Source organism: Limnobacter sp. CACIAM 66H1, assembly GCF_001601825.1.
In the GTDB taxonomy this organism is placed as follows: domain Bacteria; phylum Pseudomonadota; class Gammaproteobacteria; order Burkholderiales; family Burkholderiaceae_B; genus Limnobacter.
Map to the genome: position 1 here is coordinate 26,941 of NZ_LUJK01000016.1, position 18,061 is coordinate 45,001.

Here is an 18,061-nt window from a genome sequence, read left to right on the forward strand (position 1 = left end):
CTCAGGGGAGTGAACCAAGTGAGTGATTTTCAGGGCGAAACTCAAGCGCTACCATGGGCGCACTTGAATTTCGGCCCCTGACATGCTCCAAGATCCCCGCCCCATCAGACCAACACAGCACGCCCTGCGCAGCGTACTTGAGAAAATGGGGCTGGAGTTTTTACCCAGCCAATGGGCATTGCAAGCCAATTTGGCTGAGACAGGAAACGACCCCGAACTGAATCAATTGTTGGCTTATCTATCAGCCTGCAATATTTCTCGGCAGCTGTTTCAAAATGTGTCCACCAGTGAAATAAAACACCTTGGTCCACACACGCTGGCCATGTTGCACAACGGCCAGTGTGACTTGCTTGAAGAACTGATTGCATCGAATTCCCCACCAGCGTCCTTGAAATGGGCCCTGCAAATTGAAGCCCCCCAAACCACTGTAGGCACCCGCAGCGAACCAGCGCCGTCAAGCCTGTTTGAGTTTTGGCAACAGCTTCGTGATAGCCAATGGTTGCGAGAAGCACTCGATTTTGAGAATGGAAGCTTCAAGCCGGTGATCTATGCCTCTCTGTTGATCAACTTGCTGGCCCTGGCAGGCCCGCTGTTCTCGCTACAGGTGTATGACCGCATCATTCCCAACCAAGCCTATGCATCAATGATTGCATTGCTGTTCGGTGTATTTCTTTGCCTGGGTTTTGAGCATTCTTTAAAGCATGCGCGCCATCGCTTGATGGAAATTGCGGCAACCTCCATCGACACCCGCTGCACCATGCACCTGTCAAAATCACTCTTGAATGTGCCCATCCACAAAACCGAACCAACCCTGCTTTTGCAGCACCTTCGTTCGTTCGAGCAACTGCGTGAATTGGTTACAGGCGTGTTTCTGCTTGCGCTGATTGACCTGCCGTTTCTGCTGCTTTTTCTGGCGGTAATTGCCCTGATTCATCCCCTTTTCCTGTTGATCTCGGGCGGAGTAATTGGACTCACCTTGCTGTTCATCGCCACATCTCACCGAACAATTTCCCGGCTCGGGCAAACACAAATGCGGCAAAGCCGCGAAACCCAAAGCCAATGGCTAGACTCGCTGGCCTGTCTGGACAACATTCAGGCACACGGCGTTCAACAAGCACACAGCAAACTGTTGAACAAACTTCAGCTTAAATCGCGGCTAAGCGGCAATGCAGTTCGCGATCAAATGTTTTTAATCAATCAACGAATACACCTGTTGCAACAAGGCAGTTGGGTACTGACCATCGCGCTGGGTGTTTATTTCATTGTTGAAAAACAACTCACCGTGGGTGGCTTGATCGCAGTCTCCATGCTCACCATGCGCTGCTTTGCGCCCATCCAGAAATTACAGGCCCACCTGGTACAAACCCATTCGGCCCAGGCCAGCTTCGAAGAACTGGACCGGTTTTTAGCGCAACAAACCCAAACCACTGAGCAACGCGCCGCACTTGAACGCATCGACACCATGGCACTTGAATTTGCAAGCGTTTTGAAACCGGGCCGCAACCGTGAAACTGCTCAACCTTTTGACTTCATACTGCGCACCGTGAACCTGCAACTGCACGCGGGAAACCGGCTTGGAATCATCGGTACAACAGGCTCTGGAAAAACCTCCCTGCTCAAACTGCTGGCCCAACAACTGAAATGCGATCACGGCCAACTGGCGGTCAACAAGCTTTCGATTGCACATTTTCACAGCAGTGAATTTCAGTCCAAAGTGGGTTATGCAAGCCAACCCCCGGTGCTGATCAAGGGCAGTTTGCTCGACAACATTCGCTTCATGCGCCCGCAAATCAGTACTGAGAACTGCTGGAAAATTCTGCAACAACTTGGGCTCAAAGAATGGGTAGATCAACACCCGGACGGCATTCACATGGCAATTGACAGCCAGGGCAACAACTTGTCTTCAGGGCAAAAGCAGGCTGTGTCGCTGTGCAGAGCGCTGGCGGGCCAACCCCAATTGGTACTTCTGGACGAATCCCCTGTGTGCCTTGATCAACACATGGAGAGCCAGCTGATGCAACACCTTCAGCAGCTGCCAGAACACAGCATTTTGGTATTCACCACCCACAAGCTTGGGCTATTGGCTTGTGCCAGCAGCCTTGCACTGATGCACAAGGGGCAAATTCACGCGCAGGGCAACAAGCCTGAAGTACTGCACGCAGCCAATGCACTTGCCACACAACACAAACAAAAAAAGCAGGTTGAACCATGAAAATTCAACATCACGCACAGCGAATTGTCGACTGGCTTGTCGGGCGGAATGAAGAACATCACATGCCGGCTACTGCAGGGCTGGACCAGTCAAGGCTGTGGCATGAACAACAAGTGCTCACCAAACGCCTGGTACATGGCTGCGCCCTCACCTTGCTGGCCCTGCTGGCGTGGTCTGCAATTGCAACAGTGCCCCAGGCTGCACATGGCGAGGCACGTGTGGTTCCCTCGCAGCGATTACAGGTCATTCAAGCCGTAGACGGCGGCGTGATCAACCAGGTGTTTGTCCGCGAAGGTCAGCTGGTGAAGGCTGGTGACAAACTGGTTCAAATTGACATCACGCGTTTTTCATCAAGCCTCAAGGAAAAGGAAGCGATCGACGCCTCGTTTCAATTTCGAGAAGCCCGGTTAATGGCACAACTTAACAACACAACGCTAAACCTGCCTGCCCCACTCATTCAGCAGTACCCCGATTTGTACCTGCAAGAATCCAAGTTGCTACAAACCAAACTGCAAGAATGGGCCGCACAAACGCAAATTTATGAACAGCAGCTTGACCAACGGCAACGCGAACTCGACGAAGCACAAAGCAACGCCACTGCAGCCAAACGGAATCTGGAAATATCGGAACAAGAATTGAGCAGCATGCGGCCACTGCTAAAAAGCGGCGCTGTATCCCCGGTTGAAGTACTGCGACTTGAACGCGATGTAGCCAAGGCCAAAGGCGACTATGAAGGTGCCAATGCACAAACCAACCGACTGTACTCTGCCATTCGTGAGGCCCGCCAGAAAATTGAAGAAATTCGATTAAAGCAAATCAACGAAGCACGCATCGAGCTCTCGGAAGTCAAGGCACGCTTGGCCAGCCTTGAGCAAAACCAGATCGAACTGAACGACAGGGTGAACCAGGCCACCTTAAAAACCCCGGTGGACGGCCTTGTACAACGTATTTTGTACAACACCCGGGGTGCCGTTGTGCCTGCGGGAAAAGAGGTGATCGAAATTGTGCCAATTGATGAACAGCTGGTTTTCGAGACACGAATCAACCCAAAAGACATCGCATTCATTCGACCTGAACAAAGCGCCAACATTCGAGTCACAGCCTATGACTATTCCATTTACGGCGCACTTAAAGGTACTGTAGAAAGTATTTCTGCGGACAGTTTGCTCGATGAATTCGGCCGACCTTACTTCAGTGTGAAAGTGACAGTGCCGCGCCTGAAAGTACATGAAAAAATTCGTCTGATGCCTGGCATGGTCGCCAATGTCAGCATTGAAACTGAAGATCGAACGGTATTGTCCTATCTCACCAAACCTGTCATACGCGGCTCAATTCAGGCATTTACTGAACAGTAAATCAACACCAGCCATCCCAATAACTCCATAGAGTTAACTCTCACTCATCCTGACCCAATCACCTGTTTGGCACACAGGTGATTTGGAACCAAACTCGCGACTCGATCACTTATCAATGACATCGAACCCGAGGACACCCATGAGCGAGAAGCCCGTTGTAAATGCCCAAGAATGCGACCCCAGTACCCTTGGCTTGGCCAGAAAACCGCGCCCGGCCTTAAAGCGCAAACCGCAAACTGAGGTGGTTGTTCAACTGGGACCCTTTACAGACGGGCAAATTACGGCACCTGAAATGATTCGTCCCCTTGAAGGACCCACGGAATGGCTGATCAAGCCAAAAACCGGTGAGATTGTTCCCTTTGACGCAGGCACGCCACCCGAGAAGGATGTCATCCGCAAATACATCACCGTGGGTGCTCAGGACAACGATGTACCCGAGGATCTTCCCAAACTGAGCGAAGGCTATGTTGTGGAGCGGATTAACCAGGACCCGCTGCCCAGCATGGATGGTGAAGTTGGCGAAAATGGTGTCAACACAGTTCGTGTGGTTGAAAAAGAAGGCCCAGCCAGCGTGGAATGCAAGGACACACCACCACCCACGCCCGTCGATGAAAATGAAGAACCCCCACCCGTAGACCCACCTGTGGATGAGGAAGAGGACTGCGAATGCCCTACGCCACCCACCTGCCCGCCTGTGGACGAACAGGAGGACTGCGAGCCAGAACCCGAATGCAAACCGGAACCTGAATGTACACCTGAGCCTGAGTGCAAAACAGATCCTGATTGCCCGGAGGTTGACGCGGTTAATGACTGCGCCAGCACGAAGGTGGATTGCCCGGTAATTGTGGACGTTCTGAAAAACGACCTAGGCTGCGGTGATTTGAAAATCACCGAGGCCAGCGCCGAGAACGGCACGGTTGAAATCAGGGATGGCAAATTGCACTACACACCGAACGAGGGTTTTTGCGGGGAAGATGTCATCAGCTACACCCTGGGCGATGAAAGCTGCCTGACCGACACCGCCCATGTGTACATGAACGTTGAGCCTGACGACACGCCAGTGAGCGACAACGACTGCCCAACCGGCTACCCCGACTGCACCGAATACACCGATGGCAACGACTACGCGGGCAATACCAAGATGAACGACCATGAATACTCGTCTGAACACTACACAGTCGATGCGGTAGTTGAAGCGGTTCAGGAAAAGGTACAAACCTATCTGGATCAAGCCCAGGAACAAGCCAACGAATACATTCAAAGCAAAACTGGCTGGGCTTCTGGTTTTGGCAGCTGTGGTTTCGACTCTTCAGCCTGCGCACCGGCTGAAGAAGCTGCCGTAGTTTGCTGATGCAATTTAACGAACGAGCCAACATGAACACAAGCAACACACCAAACCCCACGCTGAAAACCTTGCCTGCGGCCATGCTCCTTGCCTTGCTCACCCTGAGTGCCCCTGCCGCCTGGGCACAGGAAAGCCAGGCTGTAACCGAGGTGCCAGCCCAATCAGCGACGCAAGCAACTGAAAACAATCCGCCAAATCCCTTGCAACAAAGTGTAATTAAAGGCCTGCAAAACAGTCCGACACTGGATGCCGATGTGCATGCACTCGAGGCGCAAATGGAAGAAGCCAACGTGGTGTTCGGCACTTTGCTACCCACTGTCGATGCACGGGGCTCCGCAGGTCGCGAACGTACCCGGATCGAGGATGCTGACACACGCACCTACAACGCGAACTCCTATGGCATTGAAGCGCGCCAAAACCTGTACAACGGTTTTGCCTCACAGGCTCGTTACCTCGCAGCCCACTCTGGAGCCATGCAAAGCTATTACCGATATCTGAACAAAGCCAATCAGGTTGCCTTTGAAGCCTCTAGCGCGCATGTTGATGTATCCCGCTTCCAGGCACTGACTCGCCTGTCAGAAGACAACTTGAAATACCATCAGGACCTGATGAACCGGATTGAAGAAAAGGTCAAAAGTGGTGTGACCCGTCAATCTGACCTTGAACAGGCTCGTAGTCGATATACGCTGGCTTTGGGCAATTTGGCCACAGAAAAAGCAAACACCTTTTCTGCAATGGCCAACTATCAACGAATCACCGACACAGTTTGGCCAGTCAATCAAGTCGGGGAATATGTTGTGAATGCGAACTTTGAAATCGAGAACCGAGAACGCCTGGTGTTCGCGCTGAACAATCACCCGCTACTCAAGGCTTCTAATTCCGCACTTACCGCGGCCAAGCAGGAAGTGACCGCCGCCAGTGAAGGTTTTCATCCTCGACTTGATTTGCGTGCAAAAACCGACATTTACAGCAACTACCTGTCGACATTCGACGAACGACAAATCTCGTCGATCGATTTGCTGGCCACAATCAACCTGTACCGAGGTGGTGCAGACACTGCAACCCGTAACGCTGCGATCAAACGTCGACTCCGCAGCCTGGACGACAAGTTGGTGATCTGCAGAGCCATTCGCCAATCGACTCAAACTGCACTTTTTGACGTGATCAGTTCGCAAAAAAAACTGAATTACTTTCGCGAACAGGCAGCTGCAATTACCAAAGCACGAGCTGCCTATGAACAACAATTTGCGGTGGGACGACGCAGCCTGCTCGATTTGCTGAGTGCGGAGAATGAGTACTATCAGGCTCAGCGCGCCCTAATCAATATCGAAGCTGATTTGAGCGTTTCCAAACTGAAGTTGCTCGGCGCCACTGGTCAGCTCACCACATTGTTTGCAGTGGACGCGCTGATTAACGCTGATGAACCCACCAAGCGCAATGTAATGTTCTACGATGAACAGCGGCTCAGTGGTGCTGAGTCTGAGGGTTGTCCAGCCAGCTTGATCAATCTTGAAGACTTCGATTTGCCCAACATCGGATTCGATGAAGCCTTGAAGTCAGTGGAAGCCACAAACAACTTGCCTCCAATTCAATTGGCCCAACTCGCCAATGGTGACGTAACCAACCAGCAGGTGGCCGCATTTGGCGACCCTGCGGAAGTCTCCAAAAGCCTGATCGACAAAACCAAGGCATGGGCCAAGGCTTGGGAAAGCAAAGACTTGAACAGTTACATCGCCTTTTACGCGCCAAACTTCAAGCCCGAAGAGGGCAGCTACGAAGCATGGGTCAGCAAACGACGTGATCGAATTTCAAAAGCACAGGGAATCGACATCGAAATTTCTGACTTGCAAGTGATACCCAGTTTTGACAAACCCGATGAGTACGAAATCAGCTTTGTTCAAGATTACCGTGCAAAGTTTTATCAAGAACGCTCGAAAAAAGTACTGACCTGGAAAGAAAACAAAGGCATTTGGCAAATTATCCGGGAACAAAACACGCCTGTGACCACAGCACAAACCCAAGGCAGAAAAAACCTGAATCTCGCTCATGCCAAGGTCAATTAAATAGGCAGTTATTGCCCAATCAGGCTGTGGGTCAACACTCGCAGCCGTTCGTAAACCACGCATTTGCAGAGGCTTAAACTGCCCGATTCTGAATAGACCCCCACCAGCCCCTTTTGCGTCCCATCCGCCCTGAAATCATCGAGCACATTGAACTCTCCCCCCTGCTCTACACCACCTGCTGCCACGCGGCTAGCACGCACCACACTGACACCATTTAACAGCAAGCGACGCAACACCGGCACACAGGCCTCTGGAATGTTGCCATGCCCCGGTGCAGCCACCACCACCGAGGCAGGTTTGCGATTCAGCAAATCATTCAATTGACGCAAAGGCCCGTTGCCCGGTGTGCAAAACACCACGGGCACCTCCATCGCCTCAAACAATGGGTGCGCTTGCGTGCCCGCATCAAACAAATTGGAAAACTGACCCAGCATTCCCACATCGGCCGGAGGGTTCAATGCCGTGAGGTTATCGAACCAGTTGACATCGGGCCGCACTGTATACGGACCATCAAACGCATCAAAACCAGCTGTACTTTGTTTCTCAACATGTTGTGCAGGCGTAAACAAACCTTGCATGAACAGGCCAAATGGCACTTCGCAATTGGACAGGTGCGCTGGCAAGGAGAGCAAAGCAAAATCGAGGGCACCACTCAGATTACTGGGTCCGTCAGCGTCCTCTGCATCCGAAGGCAGCATGGCCCCTGTAAATACCAACGGCTTGGTCAAGAGAGAGGCCGGGAGTGTCAAATAAAGGAAGTACAACATGTCTTCCATGGTGTCAGTGCCATGTGTCACCAAAACGGCATCGACGTCTGGCGACTGAAGCAGGCGAACTAACGTGGTACGCAGTTGTAGCATGTGGGCCAATTCAAGATCTTGACTACCGATGCTGTAGGGCTGCTCAAAGTGCCACTTAGCACGGTGAAGCAGGCCAGGTATGCCCATCACGAGGCTTTCGCCGCTGCGCTGGGCCGACTCATAGGCCCAGGTTTCTGAACCCTCGACTAGCGTACCGGCAATGGTTCCACCCGTGGCCACCAAGGCGACCTGAGGCAGAGAATCAAACGTTTGTGGGCGTATCGTCATCATCCAGCGGGTCCACCTTGCCGTCATTTAATCCAAGCAAATCGATCGCATCTTTTTCGGGTAATTCATCAACACCCTTCAGTTTTCGCTGCATAACACGTGAACGTGTTTCGGCCTGCTCGATATTTTTGGCAGCGCGCTCAAGCGTGTCACGTGTTTTGGCAAGTATGTCGCCAAACTTGCCGAATTCGGTTTTAACAGCGCTGAGCACAGTCCACACCTCGCTTGAACGTTTTTCAAGCGCCAGTGTTTTAAAGCCCAACTGCAAGGCGTTTAATAATGTGGTTAAGGTAATTGGGCCAGCCACAGTCACCCGGTGCAATCGTTGTAAATCGTCGACCAAACCAGGGCGTTTGACCACTTCGGCATACAAACCCTCGGTGGGTAGAAACAAAATACCGAAATCGGTAGTGTATGGCGGGGCCAGGTATTTTTCGGCGATGGTTTTTGCCTCGGCACGAATGGCCATATCCAGCGCTTTTGATGCAGCCGCTACGCCATCTGCATCGGCTCGATCAAAACACTCCAGCAAACGCTCGTATTGTTCTTTGGGAAACTTCGAATCGATGGGCAACCAAACCGGTTGCTCTTCTTCTTTGCCGGGTAAACGCACAGCGAATTCAACAATGTTGTTGCTACCTGGCACCGGCTTGATGTTGCGACCAAATTGCGAGGGTGTCAGCATTTGCTCCAACAACGCCTGCAGCTGTACCTCGCCCCATGTTCCCCTGGTTTTCACATTGGTTAGCACACGTTTTAAATCGCCCACACCGGTGGCCAGGGATTGCATTTCGCCCAAACCTTTGTAGACCTGCTCCAGGCGTTCGCTCACTTGTTTGAACGATTCGCCCAAGCGGGTTTCAAGAGTGGCATGCAGTTTTTCATCCACTGTTTTGCGCATCAACTCCAGCTTGCTGGCGTTGTCGTCTTGAATGTCTTTCAATTTCTGCTCAACCGACAAGCGAATTTGCGTGAGCTGATCCTGGATCAAAGTGTTGGTGCGATGAAGTGTTTCAGAGAACTGATTCAGCTTTTCAGACTGAATTTGATTGCCCTGCGTGAACTGCCCGACGATAACCTGCTGCAAACCATGAGCGGCCTGCTGGCTTTCCGTGCGTGCCTGTGCAAAAGTTTGCGTCAATAATTCAGATTGCTTGCTTTGGCGAGCCTCCATGTCTTGGTTGAGCAAACGAAGTTGCTTGCCCAATTCTTCGGACACAAAACGCTGCTGTGCCTGCGCATCCATGACTTCATCCAGATTGGCCAACACTTGGCTTTGAAATTGAGCCAGCTCGGCCGAATTGTCGACAGTCATTTTCCGATACACCAGCACGAGGCCAATCAATACCAGCAACAGCAGGCCCACCACGGCCCATATCAATTGTGTGTCCATCAACTTACTCGCCCTTGATCGAAACAGTGTTCAAACCCTTGGCGCTGCCTTCGGGATCGGGCTTGTTGCGCATCCAGTCTGCGGTGCGGAAGAAGGAAAGCATAAGCCCTTCAATCACTTTCTCGGGCAGTTGCATGGCGCGCAGCGCGTTCACCATGCACAGCAACCACTGGTCGCGATCTTCACTGGAAATTGGAAATGGCATGTGACGCATGCGCAAGCGTGGGTGGCCAAATTGTGGTGAATACAGGTCGGGGCCGCCCAGCCAGCCCGACAAAAATAGGTAAAACTTTTCGCGTGAGTGGTCCAGGTGAACCGGGTGCAGTTTGCGAATGCGCTCAAAACTCGGATTTTGATCCATTTCGTCGTAGAACAGATCAACCAGCTTGCGCACGCCAGCTTGCTGCTCCTCTGGCGTACTGCCAAAGTAGACAATCGGCGGCTTGGGTTGTGCGTCGCTGCCGGTGGTGTTACTGGTTGAATCGTTGTTGCTCATGGAGATGCCGGTGAGAATATGGGTAGATATCCCACATTGTAACCGTGCACTGCCACGTAAATTCGACTGTAATTCGATTAGTCGATGGCTTGCTAGGCAGCAGCTTGCCTTAAGGTTTGCATCACGGGGGCGCGGCAAACCTTGTTGACCGACCATGCACCAAACAACACCGACACCACTGCACCCGCAACCACACCAGCCACAATGTGCATGGGCGACAGGAAGTACTCAAACTCGAACACAAAATGCGCCACGCCCCAACCCAGGCCTTGGGCGGCAATGGCAGCCACCAAACCTGCCAGCGCACCCAGCACGGAAAGTTCAAGCCAAGCGGCCCGTTGCAGTTGAGCCGTAGATGCTCCCATGGCCCTGTAAATTGCAGCCTCACGGGTGCGCACACGTGCACCTGTCATCACACAGGCCACCACCACCAATCCACCGGCGGCCACTGTGAACAAAAATACAAACTGAACAGCCTGGCCCACCTGCCCCAGAATTTTCCGCAACTGGGTGATGATCAACTCGGTGTCCAGCACAGTGAGGTTGGGATATTCGCGCACCAGGTCACGGGACACAGGAATGGCTTTGTCTTTCTGCAAACTAACGGAAGTGATCCAGGTTTGCGGGAAAGATTGAAGTACTTCGGTCGGAAACACCATAAAGAAATTCACTTCCATGGAATCCCAACGCAGCTCGCGAATGCTGGTAATTTCGGCTGTTAAGGGCGTACCTGCAATGTCGAAGGTGAGCTTGTCGCCCATGCCTATCCCCAAGCGCTCTGCCACACCGTCTTCTACGGACACTTCGGCTTGGGTGGGAGTTTCATCAAACCAGCTTCCGGCAGCGAGGGTATTGTGCGTGGGCAAGGTGTCTGCAAAGCTCAAATTCAGTTCACGTTCCACTGTGTTGCGGGCGCGTTCATCCGAAAAGGTATCGGCAGTGATGGTCTCACCGTTGATGGCGCTCAAGCGCCCGCGCACCATGGGGTACAAATTGACCGGACCAAGGCTTGCGGTATTCAACACTTGTTGAACACCTTCAACCTGATCGGGTTGAATGTTGAACACAAATCGATTGGGTGCATCCTCGGGCACGGCCTCTTGCCAGCGATCAATCAAATCACCCTGTACCACAGCCAGCATTAACAATGCCGCCAAGCCCAAGGCCAGACTGACACCCTGTAACACCAGCGTGCCTGCTCGTTTGGACATGCTTTGAAAAACCGCGATGTTGGTGCCTGTACTTGTCCTGCCCCTCCCGAGGTAGGCCAGGGTTTTCAACAACCCCCAGAACAACAAGGCAAACACCAAGGACGTACCTACAAAGCCTGCGAACAACAAGAGGGCCAACACGACATTGTTCACAATCAGCAAGCACACCGCAATAGCAGTCAACACACCAAACAATACCGACAGTATCAATTGCCCACGGCTGCTTTTCAATGTTTGGTGCCGAATGACGGCGACTGCAGGCGCACGCAAGGCGTACCAGGTGGGCACCGCTGCAAAACCCAGCAACAACAACGCTGACAGCAGCATGCCCATGGGCAGGTAATGCAAACCGGCCAGTGGTAAATCGACACCCACCAGCTCAGCCAACAGGGCCAGCAAGCCCCAATGCGCCGTCCACCCCAGGGCCACACCCAGCACGCCAGCGCCCAGCGTCAACATTCCCATGCCAATAGCCCACATGCGCAGCAAACGTTTGGGGGTGTAGCCCAGACTTTTCAATACTGCCAATTCGCTGGCCTGTTCTTTGGCAAACAAGTGCGCCACCAGCGCAATGCCCACACAGGCCACCATGGTGCCGATCAAAGCAGCCATGGCCAGGAAATCATTGGCGCGCTCAAGCGTACCGCTAACTTCAGGACGTCCATTCTCCAGGGTTTCAATTTCTTCAACGGGCGACAACACTGGGGTCAATTCGGAAATCAGCTGATTGATCACCGGCTGAGCGCCAGTGAAGTAAATCCGCCAGGTGGCCCGTGACCCCAGGCCCAACAACTTCGATTCTTCAAGGTCCGCAGTGTTCATCATGACGCGGGGAGCGAAGTTGACAAAGCCACCGCCACGGTCGGGTTCCACCAAAATAACGCGGGTTACGGGACGGCTTATTTCGCCCACTTGAATTGAATCACCCAACTGAACATCCAGTGAACCCAGCACACCTTGGTCTACCCACAATTCGCCTTGAGGTGGGCCACTGGCCACTTTTTCATCTTGACCCTGTGCGTTGCGAACCGTGAGTAGCCCGCGAAGGGGATACGTGTTGTTCACTGCCTTCAACGAAACCAGTAAGTCGACCCGCTCCGAAGGTACAACGCTGGGAAACACCACGCTTTCAGCCTGCTTTAAGCTTGCGTACTGTGGTTTGTCAAGAATTGAAAGCCAAGGCGCATTTTCAGTGTTGCGCTTGGACTCAATCACCAAATCACCGCCTAGCATCTGACTGGCGTCACGCACGAGGGCAGCTTCAATTCGGGCCGAGAATACGCCGACGGACGATATGGCCGCTACAGCGAGGACTAAAGCCACAAATAAAATTCGGAACGACGCGCGGCGTGACTGCCGCGCCCAATACTGAACAGACTGCATGAAGAAGGCGCTTGCTGGATAAAACACCAGTTTAGGACAAACCGCGTGGATACAGGTTCCCTTGTTTATTGCAGCGCAGTATTTTCTTCATCAATAAAACACGCAAAAAATTGACCGATCGTGCTATTTTGAGTGCAGATTTGAACACTCACTCCAACAATAAAAATTACTTTTCAGTAACATAAGTAAATACATTACAAAAAACTACCGATTTTTAAGGAGACGGTAACGTGTCTGACGCATTTCCCCATTTGAATTCTCCACTTGACCTCGGCTTTACCACCCTGCGCAACCGAATCATGATGGGTTCGATGCACACTGGTCTTGAGGACAAGTACAAAGAGTTTGACAAGTTTGCGGCTTACTTCGAAGCACGCGCCAAAGGCGGTACCGCCCTGATTGTAACCGGTGGTTTTTCACCCAATCTGGAAGGCTGGCTATACCCGTTTGCATCAAAGCTAAGCAGCAGCGGTGCAATCAAGCATCACAAAAAAGTGACCGAAGCTGTGCACCGGCACGACGGCAAAATCGTGATGCAGTTGCTGCATGCTGGCCGTTATGCCTACCACCCGTTAAGCGTGTCGGCATCGAACGTGAAATCGCCAATCAATCCGTTCAAGCCGCGTGAGATCGGCGACTTTGGCATTCGCCGCACCATTGCAGCCTTTGCACGTTCAGCCAAGATTGCCCAGGAAGCAGGTTATGACGGCGTAGAAGTGATGGGGTCGGAGGGTTACTTTTTAAACCAGTTCATCTGTAAACGCACCAATCAACGCACAGACCGTTGGGGTGGCTCGGTGGAAAACCGGGCTCGTTTGTCGGTTGAAATTGTTCGTCGAATCCGCGAAACCGTGGGTGAAAAGTTCATCATCATTTATCGCCATTCATTGCTGGACCTGGTCGAAGGCGGCAACACTTGGGACGAGGTCAGTTACATCGCCAAAGAGATCGAAAAGGCCGGCGCCACGATGATCAACACCGGTATTGGCTGGCATGAAGCACGTGTACCTACTATCGTGACTTCGGTTCCCCGCGCTGCATTTGCAGAACTGACCGCTAGGCTTCGCAAAGAAATCAAAATACCGGTGATTGCCTCCAACCGAATCAACAAACCTGAAGTGGCAGAGCAGTTACTTGCCGATGGTGCCTGCGACATGGTATCCATGGCCCGGCCACTACTTGCTGACCCTGATTTTGCGATCAAGGCCAAAGAAGGTCGCGCCGATGAAATCAATGTGTGCATTGCCTGCAATCAGGCCTGCCTGGACCATACCTTCAGCTTGAAGCGCGCGTCTTGTTTGGTGAATCCGCGTGCCTGCCATGAACTGGAAATTGTAGACAAACCATTGGAGCGCAAAAAGAAAATTGCGGTGGTGGGTGCGGGCCCTGCGGGCCTGGCTGCTGCCACTGAATTGGCTCGCCGTGGGCACAGCGTCACCTTGTTCGACAAAGCGGGTGAAATTGGCGGTCAGTTCAACATGGCCAAACAAATTCCAGGCAAAGAAGAATTCCATGAAACCATTAGCTACTTCAGACGCCAGCTGGAGTTGAAGAAGGTGGATGTTCGTCTGAACACCGCTGTGGATGCTGAGCTAATCTCCAAAGAGCGTTTCGATGAAGTGATACTGGCCACCGGCATCAAGCCCCGCACACCAGGTATCGAAGGCATTGATCACCCCAAGGTGTTGAGCTACATCGATGTGCTGTTACACAAAAAAGAAGTAGGCAAGAAAGTGGCTGTGATTGGCGCTGGCGGTATTGGCTTTGATGTGTCGGAATACTTGACGCACGACTTTTCCCACCCTTCTCCAACCCTGGATTTGGAAAGCTGGAAAAAGGAATGGGGTATTACCTTTGACCCCAAAAACGCAGGTGGCATTGATGGGGTACACGCCGAGCCACCCAAACCCGCACGTGAGGTGTGGCTGTGCCAGCGCAAGGACGAACCCTTGGGTAAGCGCCTGGGTAAAACATCGGGCTGGGTGCACAAGGCCAGCTTGAAAAGCCGGCGCGTTCACTTCATGCAAGGTGTGGAGTACTTGAAGATCGACGACCGTGGATTGCACATCATGAGCGCGCATGGCCCAGAAATTTTGAATGTCGACAACATTATCGTGTGTGCAGGCCAGGATCCCTTGCGTGAACTTGTAGAACCGATTGAAGCATTGGGCATACCAGTGCATTTGGTGGGTGGTTCATCGGTGGCTGCAGAACTGGATGCCAAACGCGCAATTAATCAAGCCACCCGACTGGCTGTAACCCTCTAAAGGCAAAAGAAAAAATGAGTCAAAAATCGATGCTGCAAAAGGTGTATGCGCAAGTGGACAAGCTGCCCACGCCTTTGAAAACCCGTGCATTTACCCTGCTGTTTGGCCGCGCAGTGAAATACTTCAAAACCAGTGGTCTGAAATTTGAATGGATTGAACCTAACCACTCCATCGTGGTGATCAAAAACCGCCCTTATGTACAAAACCACATTGGTACTGTGCACGCGGTTGCCATGATCATGATTGCCGAATCAGCCACGGGGGCACTGGTGGGTTTGAATGTGCCGGCCAACGCAATACCCGTGATCAAGCGCATGGAAGTGGATTACCGCAAACGTGCAGTGGGCGATATGAAAGCCGAAGCCATGCTGACACAAGAGCAAATCGCGATGATGCAAACCGAGGAACGCGGTGAAGTTGATGTAGCGGTGACGATTACCGATGGCGAAAGCAAAGAACCCATCTTCGTTCGCGCCATTTGGGCATGGACCCCGAAGCGCAAAGGCTAAAATATACAGAACAGCAAGGAGACACCCGCATGGCACCATTTGAATTCAGAACTGTGAACCGCATTGTGTGCGAATCCGGAAGCTCGCTTCGAATGGCTGACATGTTGGCTCCCTTGCTGGCTCAGCATGGCCTAAAAAGCGCAAGGGTATTCATGCTGGTTGACCCCTTCATCGCGGGCACCGCAGCCTTCAAAACCATTGTTGAAAACCTGGCCACAGCAGGCCATGCAGTTCACAGTTGCAACGATGTAGAACCCGACCCTCCCGAGGCTTTGGTGCACAGAGTCACTTTGCTCGCCATGGAATTCAAGGCCGATGTAGTGGTGGCCATCGGTGGCGGCTCCACGCTTGATGTGGCCAAGCTGATTGCCGTGTTGGCGCGCGGAAAACAAGAACTGAACACCATGTATGGTGTAGGCAATGTGACCAGCGACAGGTTGCCTTTGGTGCTGGTGCCCACCACGGCTGGCACAGGCAGTGAGGTGACTCCGATTTCAATTGTCACCACGGGTGTGGACACCAAAATGGGCGTGGTGTCGCCTGTGTTGTATGGCGACCTGGCCATTCTGGACGCTGACTGGACACTTAGTCTGCCCCAGCATGTCACCGCGGCCACCGGCATTGATGCCATGGTGCATGCGATAGAGGCTTACACCAGCAAACGCCTGAAAAACCCCTACGCTGATTTTCTCGCCTGCGAGGCGCTAAGGCTGTTGGCTGCCAACTTGCATACCGTGTGCAAAGAACCAGGCAACCGCGAGGCGCGCCAGGCGATGATGTTGGGCTCTTGCATGGCTGGCCAGGCTTTTGCCAATGCGCCAGTGGGTGCGGTACATGCATTGGCTTATCCAATTGGCGGCATTTTTCATGTGCCGCATGGTTTGAGCAATTCATTGGTGTTGCCGCATGTGTTGCGCTTTAACTTGCCCGCAGCCGAGCAGCAGTACGCAGAGCTGGCCCAGGTATTGAAGCTGGGTCACCACGGCGACAACACCGAGCAACTGGCCCAGGCCTTTATTGATTACACCGCCACATTGTCGCCTTCTACAGGTTTGCCGGTTGGCTTGCGCGAAGTGGGTATTGGCGAGAAAGATTTACCCCTGATGGCCAGCGCAGCCATGCTGCAGACCCGCCTGTTGAGCAACAACCCACGTGATGTGAACGAGGCCCAAGCCTTGGCTATTTATCAGGCGGCCTACTAAGAATATTCGATTGATAACCATGACCACTTTGGCCCAATACCCACTGCATCAGCTTGTTCAAACCCGTTGGCACGACAACGACATTTACGGCCACGTGAACAATGTGGTGTATTACAGCTACTTCGACAGTGTGGTGAACCGTTATCTGATTGAAGAAGGCGGACTGGACATTCACAACGGCGAAGTGGTGGGTTTTGTGGTGGAAAGCCAGTGCAAGTACCTGAAACCACTGGCCTACCCTGAGCCGGTTACGGCCGGCCTGCGGGTGGGTAAACTGGGCAACAGCTCAGTGCGCTATGAATTGGGTTTGTTCAACGCCAAGGGCGAATTGTGCGCTGAGGGTTACTTTGTGCACGTGTTTGTGAACAAGACGAACAACACCCCCACCCCAATACCTGAGAGCATTCGCAGCAAATTGGCTGTGTTGCTCGCTTGACGATTGAGTACAACTGGTCAGGTCAAGTCTTTCTGTCGTATTGAACGCCAATTTTTTTCGCCACTTCCAGCAAGCCTGCTGGCGACAAATCATGCAGTTCAATCAAAGGCGATTCGTCAATATTGGGGTACTCACGCAAAATTGAGCGGCGATAGGCCGGGTCGTAATGATTACGCATCAGCCGCTCAAACAGTTCGGGCATTTTACGCTCGGCAGCCAGTTGCTCCCATTCTTCAAATTCCTTACCGCCCACCAGGCTGCGAATAAAACGCAGACGCTCGAGCAGGCCTTCCGGATCTTCTTCAAAGTGCTTGTAATCCTGTCTCCATAGCTCGACACGTTGCTGCATGTCGGCATGCACGCGAATGGTTTTTCCTTTGCGCATGGCGTCAAGCATGGATGCAGGGATCTGCACATTGCCGATCTTTTTGCTTTCGGCTTCAACCCAGACTGGGCGTGTGGGATCACATTTCGCGAGTTCTTCCAACAGCAAAGTGTCGAAATACTTTTGCGAGGGTTGAGGAGTACCAGGCACTGCCCCAATGATTGAACCTCTGTGACGGGCGATTGCCTCCAGATCCACCACTTGGCAACCTGCTTCCCGCAAGGCATACAGCAGCCGGGTTTTGCCGCAGCCGGTTGGGCCGCTCAGCACATGATAATCAAACTTCTTGGGCACAATTTCGAGCTGTTCATTCACCCAGCGCCGGTAAGCTTTCCAGCCACCGTTTAATTTGCGAACATCGTAGCCAATCGTTTCAAGCGCATCAAACCACAGTTTGCTGCGTTTTCCACCCCGGAAACAGTACACCAGTACCTTTGCATCTTTGGGGTATTTGGGCAAATCATCGCTAAGGTGCCGCGCAATATTGGCCAACGAATAACGCACACCGATGCTGTAGGCTGCCATTTTATCGGTGCGGTGAAGGGTGCCAACCTCGGCGTATTCGTCATTGTTGACCACCGGCATGTTGATCGCGCCCGGAATGTGATCCTCCTCAAACTCCCGGGGCGAGCGTGCATCAATAATCAGGTCGTAAGAGGAAAAGTCATGCATGAAAAAGCCAACTTCAAAACAAATGTTCAGCCCGGCAGAATAAC

General features: G+C 52.5%; 13 protein-coding genes. 8 read left to right on the forward strand and 5 right to left on the reverse strand.

Annotated features, from left to right (window positions below):
* The first annotated feature begins 82 nt into the window (after positions 1–82).
* The 4 genes from A0129_RS06615 to A0129_RS06630 all read left to right on the forward strand — a co-directional run bounded on the left by A0129_RS06615 (position 83) and on the right by A0129_RS06630 (position 6,975).
* Positions 83–2,212, forward strand: a complete 2,130-nt coding sequence (locus A0129_RS06615) for an ATP-binding cassette domain-containing protein (RefSeq protein ID WP_291713525.1) — start codon at positions 83–85, stop codon at positions 2,210–2,212.
* Positions 2,209–3,567, forward strand: a complete 1,359-nt coding sequence (locus tag A0129_RS06620; protein WP_291713527.1) for an HlyD family type I secretion periplasmic adaptor subunit — start codon at positions 2,209–2,211, stop codon at positions 3,565–3,567. The genes A0129_RS06615 and A0129_RS06620 overlap by 4 nt, the downstream gene beginning before the upstream one ends.
* Before the next feature lie 139 nt (positions 3,568–3,706).
* Positions 3,707–4,918 carry an Ig-like domain-containing protein gene (locus tag A0129_RS06625; protein WP_291713529.1) on the forward strand — a complete coding sequence of 404 codons (1,212 nt, stop codon included), beginning with the start codon at positions 3,707–3,709 and terminating at the stop codon, positions 4,916–4,918.
* Between the two features lie 23 nt (positions 4,919–4,941).
* Positions 4,942–6,975 (forward strand): TolC family protein, encoded by a 2,034-nt coding sequence (locus A0129_RS06630; RefSeq protein WP_291713531.1) that lies wholly within the window; start codon positions 4,942–4,944, stop codon positions 6,973–6,975.
* Positions 6,976–6,983: 8 nt separating this feature from the next.
* On the opposite strand, the gene A0129_RS06635 is transcribed toward A0129_RS06630, so the two are convergent.
* The 4 genes from A0129_RS06635 to A0129_RS06650 all read right to left on the reverse strand — a co-directional run bounded on the left by A0129_RS06635 (position 6,984) and on the right by A0129_RS06650 (position 12,486).
* Entirely contained in the window at positions 6,984–8,066 is a 1,083-nt protein-coding gene (locus tag A0129_RS06635; protein WP_291713532.1) for an asparaginase domain-containing protein, read from the reverse strand.
* Positions 8,038–9,456 carry a DNA recombination protein RmuC gene (locus tag A0129_RS06640; protein WP_291713534.1) on the reverse strand — a complete coding sequence of 473 codons (1,419 nt, stop codon included), beginning with the start codon at positions 9,454–9,456 and terminating at the stop codon, positions 8,038–8,040. Before A0129_RS06640 ends, A0129_RS06635 begins: the two co-directional genes overlap by 29 nt.
* A 4-nt stretch (positions 9,457–9,460) precedes the next feature.
* Positions 9,461–9,952, reverse strand: a complete 492-nt coding sequence (locus tag A0129_RS06645; protein ID WP_291713536.1) for a group II truncated hemoglobin — start codon at positions 9,950–9,952, stop codon at positions 9,461–9,463.
* 92 nt (positions 9,953–10,044) lie between these two features.
* Complete coding sequence (locus tag A0129_RS06650; RefSeq protein ID WP_291713538.1) at positions 10,045–12,486, reverse strand: FtsX-like permease family protein; 2,442 nt, start codon at positions 12,484–12,486, stop codon at positions 10,045–10,047.
* A 290-nt stretch (positions 12,487–12,776) separates the two neighbouring features.
* On the opposite strand from A0129_RS06650, the gene A0129_RS06655 reads away from it, so the two are divergent.
* From A0129_RS06655 to A0129_RS06670, 4 genes are read left to right on the forward strand one after another with little or no spacing between them, the layout of a single operon-like run.
* Positions 12,777–14,813, forward strand: a complete 2,037-nt coding sequence (locus tag A0129_RS06655) for an NADPH-dependent 2,4-dienoyl-CoA reductase (protein WP_291713540.1) — start codon at positions 12,777–12,779, stop codon at positions 14,811–14,813.
* 14 nt (positions 14,814–14,827) lie between these two features.
* Positions 14,828–15,322: a DUF4442 domain-containing protein gene (locus tag A0129_RS06660; protein ID WP_105028989.1), complete on the forward strand. Its 495-nt coding sequence runs from the start codon at positions 14,828–14,830 to the stop codon at positions 15,320–15,322.
* 29 nt (positions 15,323–15,351) lie between these two features.
* Complete coding sequence (locus tag A0129_RS06665) at positions 15,352–16,524, forward strand: iron-containing alcohol dehydrogenase (protein WP_105029864.1); 1,173 nt, start codon at positions 15,352–15,354, stop codon at positions 16,522–16,524.
* Positions 16,525–16,543: 19 nt separating this feature from the next.
* Entirely contained in the window at positions 16,544–16,960 is a 417-nt protein-coding gene (locus A0129_RS06670) for a thioesterase family protein (protein WP_105028988.1), read from the forward strand.
* Between the two features lie 22 nt (positions 16,961–16,982).
* On the opposite strand, the gene mnmH is transcribed toward A0129_RS06670, so the two are convergent.
* Positions 16,983–18,017, reverse strand: a complete 1,035-nt coding sequence (mnmH, locus tag A0129_RS06675; protein WP_291713542.1) for a tRNA 2-selenouridine(34) synthase MnmH — start codon at positions 18,015–18,017, stop codon at positions 16,983–16,985.
* Between the last annotated feature and the right edge of the window lie 44 nt (positions 18,018–18,061).